The sequence below is a fragment of the Streptomyces sp. NPDC057099 genome (genome assembly GCF_042671245.1).
GTDB lineage: Bacteria > Actinomycetota > Actinomycetes > Streptomycetales > Streptomycetaceae > Streptomyces > Streptomyces purpurascens.
Genome location: NZ_JBHUTX010000006.1, coordinates 207460 through 227110, shown reverse-complemented (window position 1 = coordinate 227110; position 19651 = coordinate 207460). Strand labels below are relative to the sequence as shown.

Annotated in this window: 20 protein-coding genes; 3 read left to right on the top strand and 17 right to left on the bottom strand. The window is 70.2% G+C overall.

Annotated features, from left to right (window positions below; all coding sequences use genetic code 11):
• Window positions 1–48 precede the first annotated feature (48 nt).
• The 10 genes from ACFT4A_RS11480 to ACFT4A_RS11435 form a co-directional block, all read right to left on the bottom strand.
• Window positions 49–921 carry a carbohydrate ABC transporter permease gene (locus ACFT4A_RS11480; protein WP_382828190.1) on the bottom strand — a complete coding sequence of 291 codons (873 nt, stop codon included), beginning with the start codon at window positions 919–921 and terminating at the stop codon, window positions 49–51.
• A complete protein-coding gene (locus tag ACFT4A_RS11475; RefSeq protein WP_382828187.1) occupies window positions 911–1930 on the bottom strand; it encodes a carbohydrate ABC transporter permease in 1020 nt (339 codons plus the stop codon). The genes ACFT4A_RS11480 and ACFT4A_RS11475 overlap by 11 nt, the downstream gene beginning before the upstream one ends.
• Before the next feature lies 1 nt (window position 1931).
• Window positions 1932–3224, bottom strand: a complete 1293-nt coding sequence (locus ACFT4A_RS11470) for an ABC transporter substrate-binding protein (protein WP_382828184.1) — start codon at window positions 3222–3224, stop codon at window positions 1932–1934.
• Between the two features lie 301 nt (window positions 3225–3525).
• The gene (locus tag ACFT4A_RS11465) at window positions 3526–4563 is read right to left on the bottom strand and encodes a LacI family DNA-binding transcriptional regulator (protein ID WP_382828181.1); all 1038 of its coding nucleotides are present in this window, start codon (window positions 4561–4563) and stop codon (window positions 3526–3528) included.
• Window positions 4564–4620: 57 nt separating this feature from the next.
• The gene (locus tag ACFT4A_RS11460) at window positions 4621–5025 is read right to left on the bottom strand and encodes a VOC family protein (RefSeq protein WP_382828178.1); all 405 of its coding nucleotides are present in this window, start codon (window positions 5023–5025) and stop codon (window positions 4621–4623) included.
• Window positions 5026–5094: 69 nt separating this feature from the next.
• On the bottom strand, window positions 5095–6111 hold the full coding sequence (locus ACFT4A_RS11455; RefSeq protein WP_382828175.1) for a 1-aminocyclopropane-1-carboxylate deaminase: 1017 nt from the start codon (window positions 6109–6111) through the stop codon (window positions 5095–5097).
• A gap of 25 nt (window positions 6112–6136) precedes the next feature.
• Window positions 6137–6778 (bottom strand): GntR family transcriptional regulator, encoded by a 642-nt coding sequence (locus tag ACFT4A_RS11450; RefSeq protein WP_382828172.1) that lies wholly within the window; start codon window positions 6776–6778, stop codon window positions 6137–6139.
• Window positions 6779–6828: 50 nt separating this feature from the next.
• Window positions 6829–7818 (bottom strand): LAGLIDADG family homing endonuclease, encoded by a 990-nt coding sequence (locus ACFT4A_RS11445; protein ID WP_382828480.1) that lies wholly within the window; start codon window positions 7816–7818, stop codon window positions 6829–6831.
• A gap of 346 nt (window positions 7819–8164) precedes the next feature.
• Entirely contained in the window at window positions 8165–9610 is a 1446-nt protein-coding gene (locus ACFT4A_RS11440; protein WP_382828169.1) for an alkaline phosphatase PhoX, read from the bottom strand.
• 155 nt (window positions 9611–9765) lie between these two features.
• A complete protein-coding gene (locus tag ACFT4A_RS11435) occupies window positions 9766–11193 on the bottom strand; it encodes a hypothetical protein (protein WP_382828167.1) in 1428 nt (475 codons plus the stop codon).
• A gap of 305 nt (window positions 11194–11498) precedes the next feature.
• On the opposite strand from ACFT4A_RS11435, the gene ACFT4A_RS11430 reads away from it, so the two are divergent.
• Window positions 11499–13328 (top strand): endonuclease/exonuclease/phosphatase family protein, encoded by a 1830-nt coding sequence (locus tag ACFT4A_RS11430; protein ID WP_382828165.1) that lies wholly within the window; start codon window positions 11499–11501, stop codon window positions 13326–13328.
• Between the two features lie 50 nt (window positions 13329–13378).
• Here the strand turns inward: ACFT4A_RS11430 and ACFT4A_RS11425 are convergent, their stop codons facing one another.
• Together ACFT4A_RS11425 and ACFT4A_RS11420 are read right to left on the bottom strand one after the other, a co-directional pair.
• Entirely contained in the window at window positions 13379–13744 is a 366-nt protein-coding gene (locus ACFT4A_RS11425; protein WP_382828163.1) for a DUF3618 domain-containing protein, read from the bottom strand.
• A complete protein-coding gene (locus tag ACFT4A_RS11420; protein WP_382828161.1) occupies window positions 13741–14160 on the bottom strand; it encodes a phage holin family protein in 420 nt (139 codons plus the stop codon). The genes ACFT4A_RS11425 and ACFT4A_RS11420 overlap by 4 nt, the downstream gene beginning before the upstream one ends.
• A 134-nt stretch (window positions 14161–14294) precedes the next feature.
• Here ACFT4A_RS11420 and dapA point away from each other — a divergent pair, with 134 nt between their 5' ends.
• A complete protein-coding gene (gene dapA, locus ACFT4A_RS11415) occupies window positions 14295–15185 on the top strand; it encodes a 4-hydroxy-tetrahydrodipicolinate synthase (RefSeq protein WP_382828158.1) in 891 nt (296 codons plus the stop codon).
• Between the two features lie 102 nt (window positions 15186–15287).
• On the opposite strand, the gene ACFT4A_RS11410 is transcribed toward dapA, so the two are convergent.
• The 5 genes from ACFT4A_RS11410 to ACFT4A_RS11390 form a co-directional block, all read right to left on the bottom strand.
• A complete protein-coding gene (locus ACFT4A_RS11410) occupies window positions 15288–15518 on the bottom strand; it encodes a hypothetical protein (RefSeq protein WP_382828157.1) in 231 nt (76 codons plus the stop codon).
• A 113-nt stretch (window positions 15519–15631) separates the two neighbouring features.
• Complete coding sequence (locus tag ACFT4A_RS11405) at window positions 15632–16465, bottom strand: NAD(P)H-binding protein (RefSeq protein WP_382828154.1); 834 nt, start codon at window positions 16463–16465, stop codon at window positions 15632–15634.
• Between the two features lie 156 nt (window positions 16466–16621).
• A complete protein-coding gene (dapD, locus tag ACFT4A_RS11400) occupies window positions 16622–17611 on the bottom strand; it encodes a 2,3,4,5-tetrahydropyridine-2,6-dicarboxylate N-succinyltransferase (RefSeq protein WP_382828152.1) in 990 nt (329 codons plus the stop codon).
• Between the two features lie 142 nt (window positions 17612–17753).
• The gene (locus ACFT4A_RS11395; RefSeq protein ID WP_382828150.1) at window positions 17754–18317 is read right to left on the bottom strand and encodes a TetR/AcrR family transcriptional regulator; all 564 of its coding nucleotides are present in this window, start codon (window positions 18315–18317) and stop codon (window positions 17754–17756) included.
• Window positions 18317–18637 (bottom strand): DMT family transporter, encoded by a 321-nt coding sequence (locus ACFT4A_RS11390; RefSeq protein WP_382828148.1) that lies wholly within the window; start codon window positions 18635–18637, stop codon window positions 18317–18319. Before ACFT4A_RS11390 ends, ACFT4A_RS11395 begins: the two co-directional genes overlap by 1 nt.
• A 168-nt stretch (window positions 18638–18805) precedes the next feature.
• Here ACFT4A_RS11390 and ACFT4A_RS11385 point away from each other — a divergent pair, with 168 nt between their 5' ends.
• Window positions 18806–19639: an AbfB domain-containing protein gene (locus ACFT4A_RS11385; protein ID WP_382828146.1), complete on the top strand. Its 834-nt coding sequence runs from the start codon at window positions 18806–18808 to the stop codon at window positions 19637–19639.
• Window positions 19640–19651: the final 12 nt, after the last annotated feature.

The following is a 19651-nucleotide window of genomic DNA, read 5'->3' as shown; positions in this document are numbered from 1 at the left end:
CACCCTATCGAGACAACCGCCCGGCTCCCCTGCCCCGCAACCGCCGTCCTACATCTTCATCGCCCCCGCCGCCAGGTCCCGCAGGAAGTGCCGCGCGCCGATGAGGAACACCAGGATCAGCGGGATGACGCTCATCAACGCGCCCGCCATCACCAGGGAGTAGTCGGTGTTGTAGAGGACGTTGAGGTTCGCCAGGGCGACCTGGAGGGTGACCTTGTCCGGGTCGATCATGACGACCAGGGGCCAGATGTAGTCGTTCCACAGGCCGATGAAGGTGAAGATGCCGAGGAAGGCCAGGGCCGGGCGGAAGAGCGGCAGGGCGACCGTCCAGTAGAGGCGGAAGAAGCCGGCGCCGTCGATCCGCCCCGCGTCGAGGAGTTCGTCCGGCAGTGAGTTCTGGGCGTACTGGCGCATCCAGAAGATGCCGAACGCGTTCGCCGCGCTGGGGATGATCAGCGCCTTCAGCGAGCCCGCCCAGCCGAACTCGGCCATGGTGACGAACTGCGGCACCAGGGAGAGCTGCGCGGGGATCATGTACGTCACCAGCAGCATGCCGAAGAGGAACTTCTTCGCCGGGAACTCGTACTTGGCGAAGGCGAAAGCGGCCAGCGAGTCGAAGAAGAGGACCAGCACGGTCCCGAGTACGGCGACGACGACGGTGTTGAACAGCGAGCCGAAGAAGTCGACGGTGTCGAGCACCCGCGCCATGTTGTCCAGCAGATGCGGCCCGGGCAGCAGCTTGGGCGGGTAGCGGTAGATGTCCTGCGTGGTGCCGGAGGCCAGCACCACCAGCCAGTAGAAGGGGAACAGCGAGACCAGCACACCGAACAGCAGCGTCGCCCGTACGCCGATTCGGCTGAGCCTGCTGCCGGAGCCGATGGCCAGGTTCGCGCTGGAGGTCGTCCTGTCGTCAGCGGCCATTGCGGGCCCCCTTGCGGCGCAGCAGACCGGCGATGCCGGGACGGCGGTCGTCGTCCGAGCCGGAGACCAGCCGCCAGTTGATGACGGTGAAGAGCGCGATGATCGCGAAGAGGACCCAGCCCATCGCGGCGCCGTAGCCGAACTGGTGCTCCTTGAATGCCTTCTGCCACAGATAGAGCACGATGGTCATCCCTTCCTGGCCCGGACCGCCCGTGGTTCCGACGTCGGTCGACTGGAAGAGCACCTGGGACTCGGTGAAGATCTGCAGGCCGTTGATGGTGGAGGTGACGGCGGCGAACAGGACCACGGGCCGCAGTTGCGGCAGCACGACCCGGAAGAGGGTCTGCCGGCTGTTCGCGCCGTCGACGCGGGCGGCCTCGAAGTGCTCGGTGGGGATGGCCTGGAGGCCCGCCAGGAAGATCAGCGCGTTGTAGCCGACCCAGCGCCAGATGATCATGAGGGAGACGGACGACTTGATGCCCCATTCCGAGGACAGCCAGCCGATCCCGTCCACCCCGATCGCCCGCAGCACCGCGTTGGCGAGGCCCGCCTGGGCGAAGACCGAGCCGAAGACGACGGTCATGGCGACCATGGAGGTCACGTTGGGGATGAAGTAGGCCACCCGGTAGGCGCCGGTGAAGCGGACCTGTGAATGCAGCAGGAACGCCAGCACCAGGGCCAGGAACAGCATCGGCACCGTCGACAGGAACCAGATCTCGAAGGTGTTGAGCACCGAGTGCCAGAACACCGAGTCCTGAAGCAGCCAGCCGTACTGCTGGAGTCCGACGAAGCGCATGTCTCCGATGCCGTCCCAGTCCTGGAAGGACAGATAGACGGAGAAGACGATCGGGAAGGCGCCGAAGACGGCGAACAGCACGTAGAACGGGGAGATGGCGAGCAGGGGCGGGAGGTGACGCTTGCGTCCGCCCGGGGTGGTGGACTCGGTACGGCGGGCAGGTGGCCGCTCGTCGGCCGCCGGCGCTCCGGCCGGGTCGAGAACCGTGGCCATGTCAGCTCACCCCCACCCGGGACAGCGTGGTCTCGGCCGTGTTCACGGCGTCCCGCCACGCCCGGTCGGGGTTCTTGCCGAGCATCTCCACATTGGTCAGCTCCTGGAAGAACGGGGTGTTGGCGGTCTCCTCGTAGGGGCTGAAGTAGACGACGGGGGCCTTCTGGGCGGCCGGGCCGAAGACGTCGATGGGCTGCTGACCGCCGAAGAAGGCGTCGGGCTTGTGCATCGCCGGGTCGGCGTAGGCGGCCGGGGTGGTGGGGAACAGGGCCATCTCCTGGTAGCTCTTGAGCTGGTTCGCGGGGCTGAGCAGCCACTTCAGGAAGGCGAAGGCCGCTTCCGGTTCCCGGCAGTAGCGGGTCAGGGTGACGTAGGAGCCGCCGTAGTTGCAGGGGCCGTCGGGCAGGGTGGTCAGCCGCCAGGATCCGGAGGTCTTGGGGGCGGTGTCCTTCAGGCCGTAGATGGCCCACACCGCCGTGGTCATGGTGGCGACGCGGCCCCCGCTCATGGCCGCGTTGAAGTCGGGCGTGCCGTCCGTGATCCGGGCGCTGAGCTTCTGCCGGAGGATCTCCACGGAGAGATCCCAGGCGCGGCGGACGTGCTCCTGATCGCCGATGAAGCGGTTGTCGGCGTCCACGAACTGCTGGGGGCTCTGGAGCAGGACCTGCTGGAAGACATTGCCGATGTTGCTCACGAGGTAGGGCTCGCCGGGTCCCTTGGCCCGCAGGGTCCGTCCGGCGGCGATGAACTTCTCCCAGGTGGACAGGCCTTCGGCGACATCCGCCGGTTCGTGGGGCAGTCCGGCCTTCTCGAAGAGGTCCCGGCGGTAGTAGAGCGCGGTGGGGCCGGCATCGAGGGGGAAGCCGATCATCCGGCCCGTCGGGGTGAAGCAGGCCTTCCACTTCCAGTCGAGGTACTGGTCGCGGACGGACTCCGCGCCGAGCGTGCGCAGGTCGAGGAACTCGTTCTCGTCGGGGAAGAACGTGGCGAGGTTGTCGCTGTTGACGACCGTCAGGTCCGGAACGTAGGCGCGGGCGGCGAGGCTGGTGCGCACCTTGGAGTCGATCTCGCCGTCCGGGATCTGGGAGCCCTTCACCGTCAGTCCCGGCACGCCGGGCACACCGCGCCTGGCGGTGGCGAGCAGCTTGTCGCTGAGCGAGCCCTTCCAGTACCAGAGGCTGAGGTGGTCCGTGCCGGCGGAGGCCGAGCCCGCCTCGGTCCCGCATCCGGTCAGTCCGAGCAGGCCCGCTCCCGCGCCGCCGAGGGAGGCCCCCAGAAATCGTCTGCGGGACATCGTGCGGTGTTCCATGGGCGCGCACTCGCTTTCCGGGCGTACCGCGGCCGGGGGACAGCGCTGCCGCGGGCCCGTTCTCACGGGGATGGGGGGAGGCTTCCGGGATGAGGAAGCGAAGACAACGATGTCGGCGGGCGCGTGGTGGTCGGGCCGACGGTCTCGCGATGGGGGATTCTGGGGCTTCGTGAACGTTCACGTGAGCGTTGCCGTTGAGTATCGGGGCGCCCGAAAACCGGTGTCAAGGGACTGCGCGGCAGATCTTGCACGGCGGATCCGCCGACGGGCACGGCGGCCCGGGGCGTCAGGCGGACTCGCGTACGACCAGTTCGGGCGTCACCCAGGCGTCCGCGCCCCGCAGCGGCTCCTCGCCGGCGCACAGCCGGGCCATCTGCTCGACGGCCAGCCGTCCCAGCTGCCGCTTGTCGATGTGCAGGGTGGTCAGGGCGGGGTCCACCAGCTCACCCAGGGAGAGACCGTCGAAGCCCAGCACGGCCAGATCGTCCGGCACCCTGCGGCCGCGGCGGCGGGCGGTGCGCATCGCCCCGACCGCGATCAGGTCGTTGAAGCCGAAGACCGCGGTGATCTCCGGCCGCGCGTCCAGCAGCCGCTCCATGCCGGCCTCGCCGCCCGCCACGCTGTGCTCGGGGCACAGCACGATCCAGCTCTCGTCGACGGGCAGACCGTGCCGCCGTATCTGCTCGAGGAAGGCCTGCCCACGGGCCCCGGGGCCGTGCTCGCCGTCCAGCATGCCGATCCGGCGGTGCCCGGCCTCGACCAGGTGGGCGATGCCCTGCTCGACACCGGCGAAGGCGTCGATGCCGACGGCCGCGAACCGGGTCTGCTGCGGGCCGCGCTCCAGCAGCACCAGGGGCACTCCCCCGAGGTGCCGGGTGAGCACCTCGTCCGAGTCCTTGAAGTAGCCCACGACCGCGTCGGCCTGGTGCGAGAGCACGTCCAGCGCCTGCCGCTCCCTGGCCTCGTCGATACGGGAGTCCCATACGACGACCTGCCAGCCGCGCTGCTCGGCCGCCTCCAGCACGCCGGCGGCCACCTCGGGGAAGAACGGGTTCCGCAGGTCCGGGATGACCAGGCCCGCCGTCACCGCCCCCTTCTGGACGAGCCCGCGCGCGAACCGGCTGGGCCGGTAGTCCAGGAGCCGCGCCGCCTCCAGCACCCGTTCCTTGGTGCCCGGGTCGATCTCACCCTTGTCGTTGACCGCCCGGGAGACCGTCTGGCGTGACACCCCGGCCAGCCGTGCGACATCGTGGATCGTGGCCCGGCGCCGGGCACCATCGGGCCGGTCCGTGCCCGGCTCCCCCCGCTGATTGTCCGTCCGCACGCAGAGCACTGTATCCGGCGCCGGATCCGGCCCGGCAGGGGAAGCGGGGCGGGCCGCTCAGTCGTCGAGCTCCGTGAACAGGGTGAGCTGGAGGGCGCCGGGGGCTTCCAGCCGGGAGTTCAGGGAGTTCCACGGGGTGCGCGTCGGCTCGGCGACGACCTCGGCCCCGGCGGCGGCCAGCTTCGCCGTGACGGCGACGGAGTCGTCCACCTGGAAGGCGACCCGGACATGCCCGGCCACCCGACGCCCCACCTCGACCTCGTCGATGAAGGCCGCGTGGTTCGGATCGGTCAGCTCCAGCGTGGCCCGCCCGGCATCGAGAATCGTGACCCGCCCGCCCTCCGAGGCGAAGGCTCCCTTCTCGGCCAGACCGAGCACGTCCCGGTAGAAGTGCAGCGCGGCGTCGTAGTCGTCGGCGGTCACGACGAGCCGGAGTTCTCGAACGGCTGGTTCCTCGGGCATGGGCTCCTCCGTGATCTCGGGTAACCGCAGACAACCCGGGCCCCGGCGGGTTGATTCCCGAGGTGTCCCTCAGAACAGCGCGCTGTACGCGTTCAGCGCCGGCTGCCCGCCGAGGTGCGCGTAGAGGACCGTGGAGTCGCGGCCGATCTCCCGGTCGGAGACCAGGCCGATCATTCCGGCCATGGACTTCCCCTCGTACACGGGGTCGGTGACCATGCCCTCCGTCCGGGCCGCGAGGCGCATCGCCGCCAGGGTGGTCTCGTCGGGGATGCCGTAGATGCCCGCGTGGTAGCGCTCGTCGAGTTCGACGTCGGACTCGGTCAGCTCGCGCTTGAGGCCGATGAGCTGCCCGGTGTTGTGGGCGATCCGGGCGATCTGCGTGCGGGTGGCGGCCGGCTTGGCCGAGGCGTCGATGCCGAGCACGCGCCGGGGCCGCCCGCCCGCCTCCTCCAGCGCGGCGAACCCGGCGACCATGCCGGCCTGCGTCGACCCGGTCACCGAGCACACGACGACGGTGTCGAAGAAGACGCCCAGCTCCCGCTCCTGCTGCACCACTTCATGCGCCCAGGCGGCGAAGCCGAGGCCGCCGAGCGGATGGTCGGAGGCACCGGCCGGGATGGCGTACGGCTTCCCGCCGCCCTCCTCGACCTCCCGGAGCGCCTGCTCCCAGCTCTCCTTGAACCCGATCCCGAACCCGGCCTTCACCAGCCGCACATCGGCCCCGGCGAGCCGGCTGATCAGGATGTTGCCGACCTTGTCGTACACGGCGTCGGGCCAGTCCACCCAACTCTCCTGTACGAGGACGCACTTGAGCCCGGCCCGGGCGGCGACGGCCGCGACCTGGCGGGTGTGGTTGGACTGCACCCCGCCGATCGAGACGAGCGTGTCACAGCCCTGGGCGAGCGCGTCGGCGACCAGGTACTCCAGCTTGCGGGTCTTGTTCCCGCCGTACGCGACACCGGAGTTGCAGTCCTCGCGCTTGGCCCAGAGGGAGGCACCGCCGAGGTGCTCGGTCAGCCGCTCCAGACGGTGGACGGGCGAGGGCCCGAAGAGCAGCGGGTAACGCTCGTACGAGGAAAGGGGCATGGGTCCTCCCGGGTTCGGGGGTCGGTCAGTCGGCGAGTGCTTCGAGCCCCCGCCAGATCTCCGCCGTGACGCGGACCGCCTCGGCCACGTCACCGGCCGCGCAGGCCTCGATCAGCCGCTCGTGCAGCCCGGTGGAACGGCAGCTCCCGCCCTGCCCGAAGCGCCGTCGCTCCAGGCGGCGGATGAGCGGGGTGTAGCGGGCGGCCGTCGCGGCTGCGGCGCGATTGCCGCTCACCCGGACGAGGACCTCGTGCAGCGCGTCGTCGGCACGCAGGGCCGCGTCCACGTCTCCGCTGCCGACGGCGGCGGCGAACCGCTCGTTGGCGGCCCGCATCTCCTCGATGTCCGCGGCCTTCAGCCGGGGCACGGCGACCCGCGTCACCAGCTCGTGCATGGCACCGACCACGGCGGCGGCGTCCCGCACGTCGGAGGCCACGAGCGGAGTCACCCGGGTGTAGCTCTGCGGCTTGCTCTCCAACAGCCCCTCGTCCACCAGCCGGGAGAACGCGTCCCGCACCGGCGCCCGGGACAGCCCGAGCCGCTCCGCGAACTCGGCGTCCCGCACCACCGCCCCGGGTTCGATCTCCCCGGCCACGATGGCGTCCCGGATCGCCGCGTACGCCCGGTCCCTGAGCAGGGTCCGGGGCACGGGTCGGATGGCCTCCATAACTGAAATGTTAGATGTCAGTGGTGGCCGTGGACAAGGCCTTGACCTGTTCACATGCGTTGATCATCCCCGGCGCCTGTCACGAGGCCATTGACCACGAACAGCCCAGAACGATCGACCACGACACCATGAACGCGGCGAACACCAATTGGCGAAAGGCTCTTCACCCGGTCAAGGGCCACGGACTCGTCATAGCCATGCATCTCACTACACGCCGGAGCGACGTGCCCGACCGTGGACACCAACTTCTGCAGCTTGGACGCCTTGTACCCGATACGGAGGTCCAGCAGTCCGGCGAGACGAACGAGCGCGGTAGCCCGTGAGATCTCCACGACGTGAATCGGGCGTCGACTCATGACAGCGTAGCCATTCACCACATGTCCCGGTCTCCGCTGCCTTCGGTCCACCCGAACCCTGTTCGCGACTCCCAAGCGCAAGAGAGCATCGGACACCTGCACCGCAAGGAGAGGCGAGACGGTGGCGAACTCGACTGATCCGTGCTTGGTACCCCGAGGATTGACCCTCTCGCGAACACAGCCATCGGTGTCGACAAGACCTGAAAGACATCCGATCCAGAATTCACGACTGAACCGGATATCGGGGAGCTGCTTCTCATCGCATCGCTGACCCCACACTCCGAATCGCCGCAGGCAGTCTGTGAACGGGTTGCGATGCCCCGCCCTGTAGGGAAACCGCAGCCGCACGATGGCACCCTGCGGAATCTCGCGCACACCACACCCGTACTCGGCAGCGAACTCACGCATGAACCCCACCGCTCCGTCCGAAGGGTCTCCGTGAAATTCCGGGGTACACGAGGTCATCCCGCCGTCCCCGAGCATCGCGCCGACGAAGTACCCCTCGCGGGCTTTGCCCTCCCTGCCAAAATGAGAAGCGGACAATGGAAACGGCACGCGATCACCCGGAACCAGGAGATCGGTGCGCTTCCACTGCCACGCCTGCCGCCCGATCCGCCGTTGGGTCACCCACGGCTGATCCAATGCCGCTTCGACCGTACGGCCAGAGACGAAACCGATCTTCATCACCGGTCTAAGGATGCCCCCGAAAACAGAGTCCGGAGCCGAAGCGACGATTTCACCGACCGAATGGTCTCGCAGACCCTGGTTTGCCCCGTACCGAACAGGCCTGGTGTCCCACGGCTTACTGAAGGAGAGCACGGGGAGGCATTGGGCGACCACTTCCTCAATCGCACGCACCGATCCGTCCGGCAGCCACACGCGCGAGCCCTCGACAACCCCTCCGTGCCCGCCCGTTTCCACAGCCCACCCCGCATCGAACGACAACCAGTGCGAGCGACAAACGCTATGGCGGCGCGAGGATGGGCTGGGACAAGCGGACGAAGATCACTCGTGTGAGGGACTGAGGCGGCTACCGGCGCTGCCGCTTCCAAGGCCCGGTGATGGCCAGCATGATGCCCGGGGTCTGAATGTTGGCGTAGAGCGTCCGGCCGTCGGGAGAGAAGGTGACACCGGTGAACTCGCTGTATTCCGGCTCCTCCTCGGTGCCGGTGTTGAGCTCGTTGCGGGCGATCGGGTACGTCCGTCCGCTGTCGGTGGCGCCGAACAGGTGCTGGATTCCTTCCCCGTCCTCGGCGATGACGAGGCCGCCGTACGGGGAGACGGTGATGTTGTCGGGGCCGTCGAAGGCGCCGTCCTCGGAGGGGTCGGGGTTGACGCCGAGCAGGACCTTCAGGGTCAGTGTCCGGCGCTTGGGGTCGTAGAACCAGACCTGCCCGTCGTGCCGGCCGGGGCTCTCCTCACGGGCGTACGAGGAGACGATGTAGGCGCCGCCGTCGCCCCACCACATGCCCTCCAGCTTGCGGGCGCGGGTGATCTGGTCGTCCTTGAACTGCTTGCGCACGGGGGTGGTGCGGGCGTCGCGGTCCGGCACGTCCAGCCAGTCGACGCCGTACACGGTGCCGATCTTCGTGGCCCGGGACAGGTCGTCGACGAACTTGCCGCCGGAGTCGAAGCACTTGGGAGCCTGGAGGACACCGGCGTCGTCGGCGAGCTCGCGGAACTTCCCGGGGCCGTACACGAAGCCCTTCGGCGGGGTCCAGCGGAAGAAGAGGCCGTTGGGGCCGGCGGCGTCCTCGGTGAGGTAGGCGTGGCCCCGCCTGGGGTCGATGACGACGGCCTCGTGGTCGTAGCGGCCGAAGAACTTCAGAGGCTTGGGGCCGCGGTTGACGCGCCGGTCGCACGGGTCGACCTCGAACACGTAGCCGTGGTCCTTGGTCATGCCGTTGACGCCGGCCTTGTCGGAGTTCTCCTCGCAGGTGAGCCAGGTGCCCCAGGGGGTGCTGCCGCCGGCGCAGTTGGTAGAGGTGCCGGCGATGCCCACCCACTCGGCGACGCGGCCGCCGGGGCGCACCTCGACGACCGTGCAGCCACCGGCGGCGGCCGGGTCGTAGACGAGGCCCTCGGTGAGCGGCACCGGGTGCTCCCAGTTGGCGCGCGGGCCCTTCAGTTCGTGGTTGTTGACGAGCAGGGTGGTGCCGCGGGGGCCGTCGAAGGTGGCGGTGCCGTCGTGGTTGGACGGCGTGAACTCGCCGGACTCCAGCTTCGTCCTGCCGCTGTAGGTGAGGATCCGGTACGTGAAGCCGGCGGGCAGGGCGAGGATGCCCTCGGGGTCCGGGACCAGCGGCCCGTAGCCGACTCCGTGCCGGGAGTCCGCGGACGCGTCCCCCGTGCTGTCGGTGTCGTAGGAGGCGAGGGCGTTCGGTGCGGTGGCGAGGGCGCCGACACTGCCCGCCAGCGCGACACCGGCACCGGTGATCACGGAGGTTCTGGCGAAGTCCCTGCGGGTGAGCGACATGGTGTCTCCTGTGACGGTGAGAATGCCGTGGAGGGTGGCGGACCTCGTTTCGGCAACACCGTCTCGCTCACCTGTGAACGCGAGTTGAACACCGCCCCAAGGGGCGCGGGGAACTGCGCGACAAGCCACGCCGAGCCGGCACCCGCAAACCGGGATCAACCACCCTGTTGCGACCGCGCCTTGAACGCAGCCTTCCGGGCCTCCTTCGCGACCTTCTTGTCCGGATGCAACCGCCCCATCGCCTCCAGCACATCGGCCACAGCCGGATGATCCACCCGCCACACCGCCGCGAAGAACCCACTGTGCTGCTGAGCGAGCCCCTGAACCAGCGCCCGCAACTCCTCGGAGTTCCCTTCCGCGGCAAGCTGCGCGGCCACCGTGTCGATGGTCAGCCAGTACACCATCGCCTCGGACGGCGGCGGCACATCCACCGCCCCGTGCTCGGTCAGCCAGACCCGCGCGAGCCCGCCCAGCTCGGCGTCGTCGAGAACCTCCCGCAGCGCCGGCTCGGCCGAGGCGCCGACCAGGGACAGCGCCTGCTGGCAGCGCAGCCGCCGCAGCGGCGCACCGGCGTCCGCGCCACGGGCCGCCGCCAGCAGCTCCCGCGCGGAGGCGAGGGGGTCACGGCGGGCCAGCCACTGCTCGGTCTCGGCCTGCGCGGCGGCCGGCGGGAACGCAGCCGTGCCGTGGAGCAGCGCGTCGGCGCCCTTGTCCGCGAGGTCCCCGACGGCCGGTGCCTCGAACCCGGCCTCCAGCAGCCGGGCGCGCATCCCGTAGAGCCCGAGCGGGGTGAGGCGGACCATGCCGTAGCGGGAGACGTCGGTGTCGTCGACGGGCGCCGCTGGCTCCTCGTCGGCGTCGGCCATGAGCGCCTCGTCCACCGGCTGGTACTCGACGAACCCCACCGGCTCCAGCATCCGGAACTGGTCGTCCAGCCGCATCATCGCGTCGGACACCTGCTCCAGGACGTCGTTGGTGGGCTCGCCCATGTCGCTGGGCACGATCACCGACGCGGCCAGCGCGGGCAGCGGCACCGGCGCCTCGCCGGGCGTGTCCTCGCCGGCGGTCAGCAGATAGAGGTTGCCGAGCACCCCGTCGAGGAACTCGGCCTCGGCCTCGGGGTCCCAGTCGAGTCCGGAGAGGTCGAGTTCGCCGTCCTCGTCGACGAGGTCCGCGAGTCCCTCCAGGTCGGGCACGCTCGCGTCGGCGAGCACCGTCTCCAGGGCCGCGAGCCACAGGGCGAGCACGTCCTGCGGCGAGCCGCCGGTGAGCAGGGCGAGGTCCTCGCCCGCGCGGACGGTGCCCTCCTCCTCGTCGACGACCTCGACGAGCCCGGTGTCCACGGCCACCCGCCACGCCTCACCGGCGTCGGCGGCGGCATCGTCCCCGCTCAGCCCGAGTGTCTCGGCCGCCGCGGGCAGTTGCTCGTCGACGAGCCCTCCCCCGGCGTCGACGCGGGTGTCCGGCCCGGCCCAGCGGGCGAGCCGGGCGGCCCGGGACAGCAATGGCGTGGACAGTGCGGCACGTGCCAGCTCCGCTTCGGAGTGCAGCCGCACCGGCGGCAGGGGGGAGCTGTCTGACATCGGCTGTTTCTCCTAGGGCGCCTCTTACGACTCAGCCGCTCAGCCTAGACGGATTTCCACCCATGCCGCCTGCTTCATCTCCCCGTCAGCCGCCGTACATGGCCGAAACCTTGACAAGTGACATGAGCAGGCTGGAGATTGACGCGCGTAGAAGTCGGCGGACAGTTGTTCACCGGGACGGCCCCACCCCGTCCGCCCGTCCACCGTCCGCTACGCGCGTCACACCGCCCGCCCCACAGGTAGCGGCAGTCAGTCCACGCACCACCCTCGTCCCGGCACCTGTCATGTCCCCGGAGGGAACCCCGTTGCCGAGCAAGTCGTCCGCGCGTCTCGCCGCGCTCACCGTCGCCGCCGCGTGCTCCGCGGCATCCACGATCGTCCTCACCACCCCCGCGCACGCGGACTCGGTCCGCGTCCACGACGTCCAGGGCAACACCCGGACCTCCCCGTACGCCGGGAAGCAGGTCACGGACGTGGCCGGAATCGTCACCGGCATCCGGACGTACGGTTCCTCCCGCGGCTTCTGGATCCAGGACCCGAACCCGGACGCCGACCCGGCGACCAGCGAGGGCGTCTTCGTCTTCACCGGCTCGGCGCCGAAGGGCGTCGCCGTCGGTGACTCCGTCACGGTCAGCGGCACGGTCGCGGAGTACGTCCCCGGCGGCGCCGCCTCCGGCAACCAGTCGCTGACGGAGATCACCAAGCCGACGTTCACGGTCCTCTCCAGCGGCAACACGCTCCCCGCCGCCACCAAGGTCGACGCCAGGTCGGTCCCCGCCGCCTACGCCCCGCCCGGCGACTCCACGGCGAGCGGCTCGATCAACGCCCTCGCCCTCAAGCCCTCGAAGTACGCCCTGGACCACTACGAGGCGCTGGAGGGCATGACCGTCCGCGTCTCCGACACCCGTGTCGTCGGCGCCACCGACCCGTACACCGAACTCTGGGTGACGGTGAAGCCGCACGAGAACCGCAACCGCCACGGCGGCACGGTCTACGGCTCCTACGACGCCCAGAACACCGGCCGACTCCAGATCCAGTCCCTCGGAGCGACGGCCGACTTCCCGAAGGCGAACGTGGGCGACACGCTCTCCGGCACGACGGCGGGCCCGCTCGACTACAACCAGTTCGGCGGCTACACCCTGGTGGCGAGCGAGCTCGGCACGCTCAAGACCGGTGACGTCAAGCGCGAGAGCACCCGCAAGCACAAGAACGGCGAACTGTCGGTCGCGACGTACAACGTCGAGAACCTCGACCCGTCCGACGCCACCTTCGCCGAGCACGCCTCCGCGATCGTGAACAACCTGAAGTCGCCCGACATCGTGTCCCTGGAGGAGATCCAGGACAACAACGGCGCGACGAACGACGGCACGGTCGCCGCCGACCAGACCCTGACCAAGCTGATCGACGCGATCGTGGCGGCCGGCGGCCCGAAGTACGACTGGCGCTCGATCGACCCGGTCAACGGCGCCGACGGCGGCGAGCCGGGCGGCAACATCCGTCAGGCGTTCCTGTTCAACCCGAAGCGGGTCTCCTTCACCGACCGCGCGGGCGGCGACGCCACGACGGCCACCGACGTGACGAAGATCCGCGGCAAGGCGCACCTCACGCTGAGCCCCGGCCGTATCGCCCCCGCCGACGAGGCCTGGAAGAACAGCCGCAAGCCGCTGGCCGGTGAGTTCGCGTTCCGTGGCCGTACGGTCTTCGTGATCGCCAACCACTTCAACTCCAAGGGCGGCGACCAGGGCCTGACCTCCCAGTTCCAGCCGCCGTCCCGCAGTTCCGAGACCCAGCGCCACCAGCAGGCCACGCTGGTGAACGCCTTCGTCAAGGACATCCTCGACACCCAGAAGAACGCGGACGTCATCACGCTGGGCGACATCAACGACTTCGAGTTCTCGAAGACCGCGAAGCTCCTGGAGGGCCGCGGCGAACTCTGGTCGGCGATCAAGTCGCTCCCCCGCAACGAGCGTTACTCGTACGTCTACCAGGGCAACAGCCAGGTCCTCGACCAGATCCTGATCAGCCCGTCGATCCGCCGCGACTGCGACTTCGAGTACGACAGTGTGCACATCAACGCGGAGTTCAACGACCAGATCAGCGACCACGACCCCCAGGTCCTGCGCTTCCGCCCGTAACGCCCGGGGGCCGGCTGAACGACTGCTTCAGCCGGCCCGCGGTCGGCGCGTCAACGCCCCTGGTGATGCCTCCACCGGAGCACCCCGACTGCCACCACCGCCCCCGCGGCCGCCCCCACCACCAACACCGGCCGCGGATGCCGCAACCCGGCCTGAACGGCGTTCCGCACCGGCTGGGGCCCCGTATGCGTCGCCCGGTCCTGCACCGTGTGCCCTGCCTGCACCGCACTGGTGCGCAACTGCACGGTCATCGCCCCGGCCTTGTCCCGGAGATCAGCCGCCCGCGCACGCGCACGCCCCTTCACATCCGCCTTCCCCGCCAGCTCCTCCACGGTGTTGCCGAGTTCGCTGCGGGTCCGCTCGATCTGCCGCCGCAGCTCATCGGGCCCCTTGGCCCCGCCCGTCGCGTCCGTCATCGATGCGCCCTTTCCCTGATCGCCTCCACGTCCGCCTTCACACTGCCGAGGGCCTCCTCAGGCGTGGGAGGCGTGGCCCGCCGCAGCTGCCCCCGGCCGACCACACCCAGCACGGCCGCGATGGCGAACAGCACCCCCGTCACGATGAGCGCCGAGGCCCACACGGACAGCACCAGCGAGAGCGCGGCAACCCCTGTACCGGCCAGCGCGAGCAGCCCCGCGTAGGCGACGGCACCCGCCGCGCCGAGCAGCCCGCCACCACGCCCCGCACGCCGCCCCTTCTCGGCCAGCTCCTCCTTGGCGAGCGCCACTTCCTGCCGCACCAGCAGGGAGAGCTGCTCCGCGGCCTGTCCGACGAGTTCGCCCACGGAGTGGTGCTCGTCGTGCACGACCCGATGTTCCATGGTCCCGGTCACAGTGTTCCGCCTCCTCTCGAAGTAGGAACGCCCGAGTACCCTCACCGCCCTCACACAACCTCGAAGCAGATCTGACCAACACCTGGTAGCAAATTTAAGTGGAGCTACACAGTCATGCGGCCGACACTACTGACATGACGACGACGCCACCGTTCGGCCGCACCCTCTGCGCGATGATCACCCCGTTCACCGAGACCGGAACCCTGGACCTCGACGGCGCCCAGCACCTCGCCGCGTACCTGGTCGCACACGGCTGCGACGGCCTCGTCCTCTCCGGCACGACGGGCGAGTCCCCGACCACCACGGACGCCGAGAAGTCGGCCCTGATCGCCGCCGTCCGTGAGGCCGTGGCCGACAGGGCGTCGATCGTCGCGGGTATCGGCACCGCCGACACGAGGCACACCGCCGACCTGGCCCGGGAGGCCGAGAAGGCGGGCGCGGACGGCCTGTTGGCGATACCGCCGTACTACAGCAGGCCCCCGCAGGACGCGATCGAGGCCCACTTCCGCGAGATCGCGGACGCGACCGAACTCCCGCTCATGCTCTACGACATCCCGATCCGCACCGGCGTCCGCGTCGAGCCCGGGACGATCCTCCGCCTCGCCGCACACCCCCGGATCGTCGCGGTGAAGGACTGCTCGTACGACTTCCTGGGCGCCCAGAAGGTGCTGTCCCGCACGGATCTGGCGTACTACGCGGGCTGCGACGAGCACAATCTCGCGCTGTACGCCGTGGGCGGCAGGGGTTACGTCAGCACGGTCGCGAACGTGATCCCGGGCCACCTGCGAGCGGTCCTGGACGCGTTCGACGCGGGCGACACCGCGCACGCGGCCCGCCTCCAGCAGCGAGCCACCCCCCTCATCGAGGCGATCATGTCGGCAGGCCTGCCGGGCACCGTCACCACGAAGGCACTCCTCACCGCGCTGAACCTCCCCGCGGGCCCGGTCCGCGCTCCCCTGCGCCCCGCCGACCGCACCAGGACCGAGGAACTCCTGTCGCTCCACAGGACCCTGACCACCACCTGACCGGCCCCGGGGTGGGCCCTGCCCCGCCAACGGGCCGGGGTCCGCACCGCACCCACGTGCGATACGAACCCCGGCACCTCGCCCCGCAGGCGTGCCGCCGATTCAGTTCCAGGCGTACCCGTCACCGAACAGCAGCGTGTGCTCCAGCACGTCCTCCGCCGGGTCGTCGACCTGCCCGGTGCTGACGTTGACCAGACCGAACCGGTGGCCGTTGTGCGAGTTCGTGTTGGTCTCGTCGGCGTGCGCGGCCCCCGCCGGAATCCAGCACACCGCCAGTGCCGCGACCGCCCCGGCCAGACAGCGCGCCACGACCCGCTCCCGCTCGTTCCTCATGCCCCGGTCCTCGTTTCATCGGTTCGACGTCAGATCGGACACTGCGTCCACCGGTTCATCTGCCTGGCCCGTCACGAGGTCACGCCCGCTAATACGTCCGCATGCGGCCCGGCTCAGCGGAAGCCGTCGCCGTTCTCCGCCGCCCACTGCCGGAACGGCCTGGCCGCGGAACCGGTGACCCGCGCGACCGTGTCGCGCACCGCCAGCAACTCGTCGTTGACGTCCCCGCCCATGAGATCGAGCACCGCGTGCGCGGTCTCGTCCCCCAGGAAGGGCGCCATCTCCCGATGCGCCTCCTCCGGGCTGATCTCGACGAGGGTCACCGTCCGCCCCAGAGCCGCCGCCACGGCCGCGACCTGCTGCCGGACGGTGACGCGCGCCGGCCCCGTCAGGGCGTACGTCCGCCCTCGATGACCCGGATGGATCAGCGCCACCCGGGCGACCGCGGCGATGTCCGCGGGATGCACGGCGGGAAGCCCGACGTCCGCATACGGCGCCCGGACCACGCCCTCCGCACGGATCGACCCCGCCCACCACAGAGTGTTCGAGGCGAACTGCGTCGGCCGCAGGATCGTCCAGGCCATCCCGCTGTCCTTGAGCAACCGCTCGACGGCCAGGTTCTCGCCGGCCGCCGGCAGATGCGGATGGGTCTGCACGGTGATCGACGACACGAGCACCACATGCTCCACACCCGCTCGCCTGGCAGCCGCGAGAACCTCCTCCTCGGCCCCCGTCCCCGACAACAGGAACAGCGAACGCACCCCCTCCAGCGCGCCCTTCAGGGAATCCGCCCGCGCGAGATCACCCTCGACGACTTCGACCCCCGCAGGGACCGAGACCCGTCCCGCATCCCGCGTCAGAGCCCGCACAGCCACGGAACCACCCAGGCTCAACTCCCCCAGCAGAGCCCTTCCGATGTTCCCGGTCGCACCGGTCACAAGAATCATCGCCGCCCGCTCCTGCCCCCAGATATCGATCACTTGCCCGGCAGGCTAGGACCTCGACTTTGCTTGAGGTCAAGGCGGCGGAACGGCCCTGAACACACGAACGCCCTCCCGGCCGTTCTCGGGCCTGGGAGGGCGCTCGGCGATGACCGACGCGGATCAGTTGTGGCTGTGCAGGATCTCGTTCAGCCCGCCCCACACCGCGTTGTTCGGCCGGGCCTCGACCGTTCCGGTGACCGAGTTGCGGCGGAACAGGATGTTGGAGGCGCCGGACAGCTCGCGGGCCTTGACGATCTGGCCGTCGGGCATGGTGACGCGGGTGCCGGCGGTGACGTAGAGGCCGGCCTCGACGACGCACTCGTCGCCGAGGGCGATGCCCACGCCCGCCTCGGCACCGATCAGGCAGCGCTCACCGATCGAGATGATGACGTTGCCGCCGCCGGACAGCGTGCCCATGGTGGAGGCGCCGCCGCCGATGTCCGAGCCGTCGCCGATCAGGACGCCCGCGGAGATACGGCCCTCGACCATCGACGTGCCGAGCGTGCCGGCGTTGAAGTTGACGAAGCCCTCGTGCATGACGGTGGTGCCCTCGGCGAGGTGCGCACCGAGGCGGACCCGGTCGGCGTCGGCGATGCGGACGCCCTTGGGGGCCACGTAGTCCGTCATGCGCGGGAACTTGTCCACGCTCGTCACCTGCAGGTGCAGGCCCTCGGCGCGCGCGTTCAGGCGGACCTTCTCCAGGTCGTCGACGGCGACCGGGCCCAGCGAGGTCCAGGCGACGTTGGCGAGGTGGCCGAAGATGCCGTCGAGGCTCTGGCCGTGCGGCTTCACCAGACGGTGCGAGAGCAGGTGCAGACGGAGGTAGACGTCGTGCGCGTCGACCGGCTTCTCGTCGATCGAGGCGATGACCGTGCGGACCGCGACCACCTCGACGCCCCGGCGGGCGTCGGGGCCGACCGCGGCGGTCGCGCCGTCGCCGAGCAGCTCCGCGGCACGCTCGGCGGACAGCCGCTCGGTGCCGGAGGGACCGGGCTCGCCGGCCAGCTCGGGTGCGGGGAACCAGGTGTCGAGGACGGTGCCGTCGGCGGCGATCGTGGCGAGGCCGGCGGCCACGGCGCCGGTGGTGCGAGGAGCAGTCGTGTCGGTCATGAGGGCAACCTAACCGGCGGACGGCGGTCGATGCGAACCGGTACGGAGGCGTCTCACGTGCCGGGCGGTACGTCTCCCCTGCTGGTCGGCGACGCGGGGCGGCCGCCCCGCCACCGGCCTCACCCCCCGCCCGCCATCGGCCTCACTCCCCCGTCCCGCGAGGACCCGCCCCCGCCATGACCCGCCCCAGCACCTCGCGTGCGTACGCCTCGTCGTACGGCACCCCCGTCAGCAGCACCTGAAGACAGATGCCGTCGATGAGCGCCACGAGCGCCCGCGCGGTGACCGGATCCGTGCGCCCGGACAGCAACTCGGCGAATGACTCGGTGCACTCGGAGGCGACAGGGCGCAGGGCGGGTCGCCGCAGCGCGGCCAGATACAGCTCGTACTCCAGCTCGATGGCGTTGCGGTCGCCCGCGAGCCACTCGCTCATCCACCCGGCGAGTTCGGCCGCGAGGTCGGTCCGCGGATCCCGCAGGCCGTCGCGCGCGGCGGCTACCTTGGCGAACCCCTCGTTGGCCTGCCGCAGCGCGGCGACCAGCAGTTCGTCGAGGGTCTTGAAGTGGTACGTCGTGGAGCCGAGCGGCACATCGGCCTCGGCGGCGGCACTGCGGTGGCTCAGCCCCGCGATGCCCTTCGCCCCGACGACCCGGATCGCCGCGTCGATGATCCGCTGCCGCCGCTCGGGGTCGTAACGCCGGGGCATCAGTGAGCACCTCCCAGATTCAGCACCACGACCCCGGCGATGATCAGCGCGATACCGGCGGCCTTGGCGGCGGTCATGCCCTCTCCCAGGAACAGGATCCCGATGGTGGCGATGGCCGCGGTGCCGACGCCGGCCCAGATGGCGTAGGCCGAGCCGACGGAGACGGTCTTCAGCGTCTGCGCGAGCAGCGCGAAGGAGACGACGTATCCGAGGAGCGTGAGCAGCGAGGGCCCGAGCCTGCTGAAGCCGTCGCTGTACTTCATGGCGGTGGTCGCACCCACTTCGGCGGCGATGGCCGCGGACAGCAGCAGATAACCCATGTGTACCAGCGTACACATCATCTGTACGACCGTACACATCACAGGACGGAAACCGCTCTCACATAACGCCCCCGGTGATCCCGGACGTCCACTACGGTGTCACCGATCACACACCGGGCCACCACAACTGCGCCGCCGTCAAGGGTGCCCCGATGGAGGAACCAGCGCATGACAGAAGACAAGTCCCGGCCGCCACAGGACCGTCCGTGGGAAAGCGGTTGGGCCCCGGACACCACCCGGGCACCGGGAACGCGAAGGCTCTGGCTGGCGGGCGCCCTCGCCCTGGCCACGGTCACCGCGTGCGTGACGGCGATAGCCGTGATGGACAGTCAGGCCGGCGAACCGGCAGCCGAGTCGGCGGAGCCGACGACACTCAGCAGTTCGGCCCCGGGCGGCCTGATCTCCTTCGCGACGCCCTCCGAGAACGCCACGCGGACGCCCGGCAAGGACCGCGAACGCCCGTCGCCCACCCCCACGACGAGCGCGTCCACCAGCCCGAGCGCCTCGCCGAAGCCGCGCCCCAAGGCACCGAAGCCCTCGGAGTCCGACCGGACTTCACCGGCCCCCGAGCCCCCGAAGTCCGACGGGATATCCATACGCTCGGTCAACTATCCCGACCGCTACTGGCGGGTGCGCGACGGCTATGTGCGTCTGGACTCGATCGGCTCCGGCCCCGAGCAGCGTGAGGACGCCACGTTCCGGCGCGTCGCCGGACTCGCCGACTCCTCCTGCTACTCCTTCACCACCGCGGACGGCCGCTACCTCCGCCACCGCAGTTTCGTCCTCGTCAAGGACGGCGACGACGGCTCGTCCCTGTTCCGCAAGGACGCCACCTTCTGCCCCCGCCCCGCGTACTCCTCGGGCGCGGTCATGCTGGAGTCGGTGAACTACCCGGGCCGCTTCCTGCGCCACCGCAACTTCCAGCTCCGCCTCGACCCGTTCCAGCACTACGGCGACTTCCGCGCGGACGCGTCGTTCCGGCTGGTGGGCGGGCTGGACTGAGCCACGCTGGAG

Excerpts from the sequence above, each read along its gene's own strand:
- ACFT4A_RS11385 (WP_382828146.1), top strand. The coding sequence starts at position 18,806 with ATGACAGAAGACAAGTCCCGGCCGCCACAGGACCGTCCGTGGGAAAGC.
- dapD (WP_382828152.1), bottom strand. The coding sequence starts at position 17,611 with ATGACCGACACGACTGCTCCTCGCACCACCGGCGCCGTGGCCGCCGGC.
- ACFT4A_RS11395 (WP_382828150.1), bottom strand. The coding sequence starts at position 18,317 with ATGCCCCGGCGTTACGACCCCGAGCGGCGGCAGCGGATCATCGACGCG.
- dapA (WP_382828158.1), top strand. The coding sequence starts at position 14,295 with ATGACGACGACGCCACCGTTCGGCCGCACCCTCTGCGCGATGATCACC.
- ACFT4A_RS11425 (WP_382828163.1), bottom strand. The coding sequence starts at position 13,744 with ATGACGGACGCGACGGGCGGGGCCAAGGGGCCCGATGAGCTGCGGCGG.
- ACFT4A_RS11445 (WP_382828480.1), bottom strand. The coding sequence starts at position 7,818 with ATGAAGATCGGTTTCGTCTCTGGCCGTACGGTCGAAGCGGCATTGGAT.
- ACFT4A_RS11450 (WP_382828172.1), bottom strand. The coding sequence starts at position 6,778 with ATGGAGGCCATCCGACCCGTGCCCCGGACCCTGCTCAGGGACCGGGCG.
- ACFT4A_RS11460 (WP_382828178.1), bottom strand. The coding sequence starts at position 5,025 with ATGCCCGAGGAACCAGCCGTTCGAGAACTCCGGCTCGTCGTGACCGCC.
- ACFT4A_RS11455 (WP_382828175.1), bottom strand. The coding sequence starts at position 6,111 with ATGCCCCTTTCCTCGTACGAGCGTTACCCGCTGCTCTTCGGGCCCTCG.
- ACFT4A_RS11475 (WP_382828187.1), bottom strand. The coding sequence starts at position 1,930 with ATGGCCACGGTTCTCGACCCGGCCGGAGCGCCGGCGGCCGACGAGCGG.
- ACFT4A_RS11440 (WP_382828169.1), bottom strand. The coding sequence starts at position 9,610 with ATGTCGCTCACCCGCAGGGACTTCGCCAGAACCTCCGTGATCACCGGT.
- ACFT4A_RS11470 (WP_382828184.1), bottom strand. The coding sequence starts at position 3,224 with ATGTCCCGCAGACGATTTCTGGGGGCCTCCCTCGGCGGCGCGGGAGCG.
- ACFT4A_RS11390 (WP_382828148.1), bottom strand. The coding sequence starts at position 18,637 with ATGGGTTATCTGCTGCTGTCCGCGGCCATCGCCGCCGAAGTGGGTGCG.
- ACFT4A_RS11405 (WP_382828154.1), bottom strand. The coding sequence starts at position 16,465 with ATGATTCTTGTGACCGGTGCGACCGGGAACATCGGAAGGGCTCTGCTG.
- ACFT4A_RS11410 (WP_382828157.1), bottom strand. The coding sequence starts at position 15,518 with ATGAGGAACGAGCGGGAGCGGGTCGTGGCGCGCTGTCTGGCCGGGGCG.
- ACFT4A_RS11435 (WP_382828167.1), bottom strand. The coding sequence starts at position 11,193 with ATGTCAGACAGCTCCCCCCTGCCGCCGGTGCGGCTGCACTCCGAAGCG.
- ACFT4A_RS11480 (WP_382828190.1), bottom strand. The coding sequence starts at position 921 with ATGGCCGCTGACGACAGGACGACCTCCAGCGCGAACCTGGCCATCGGC.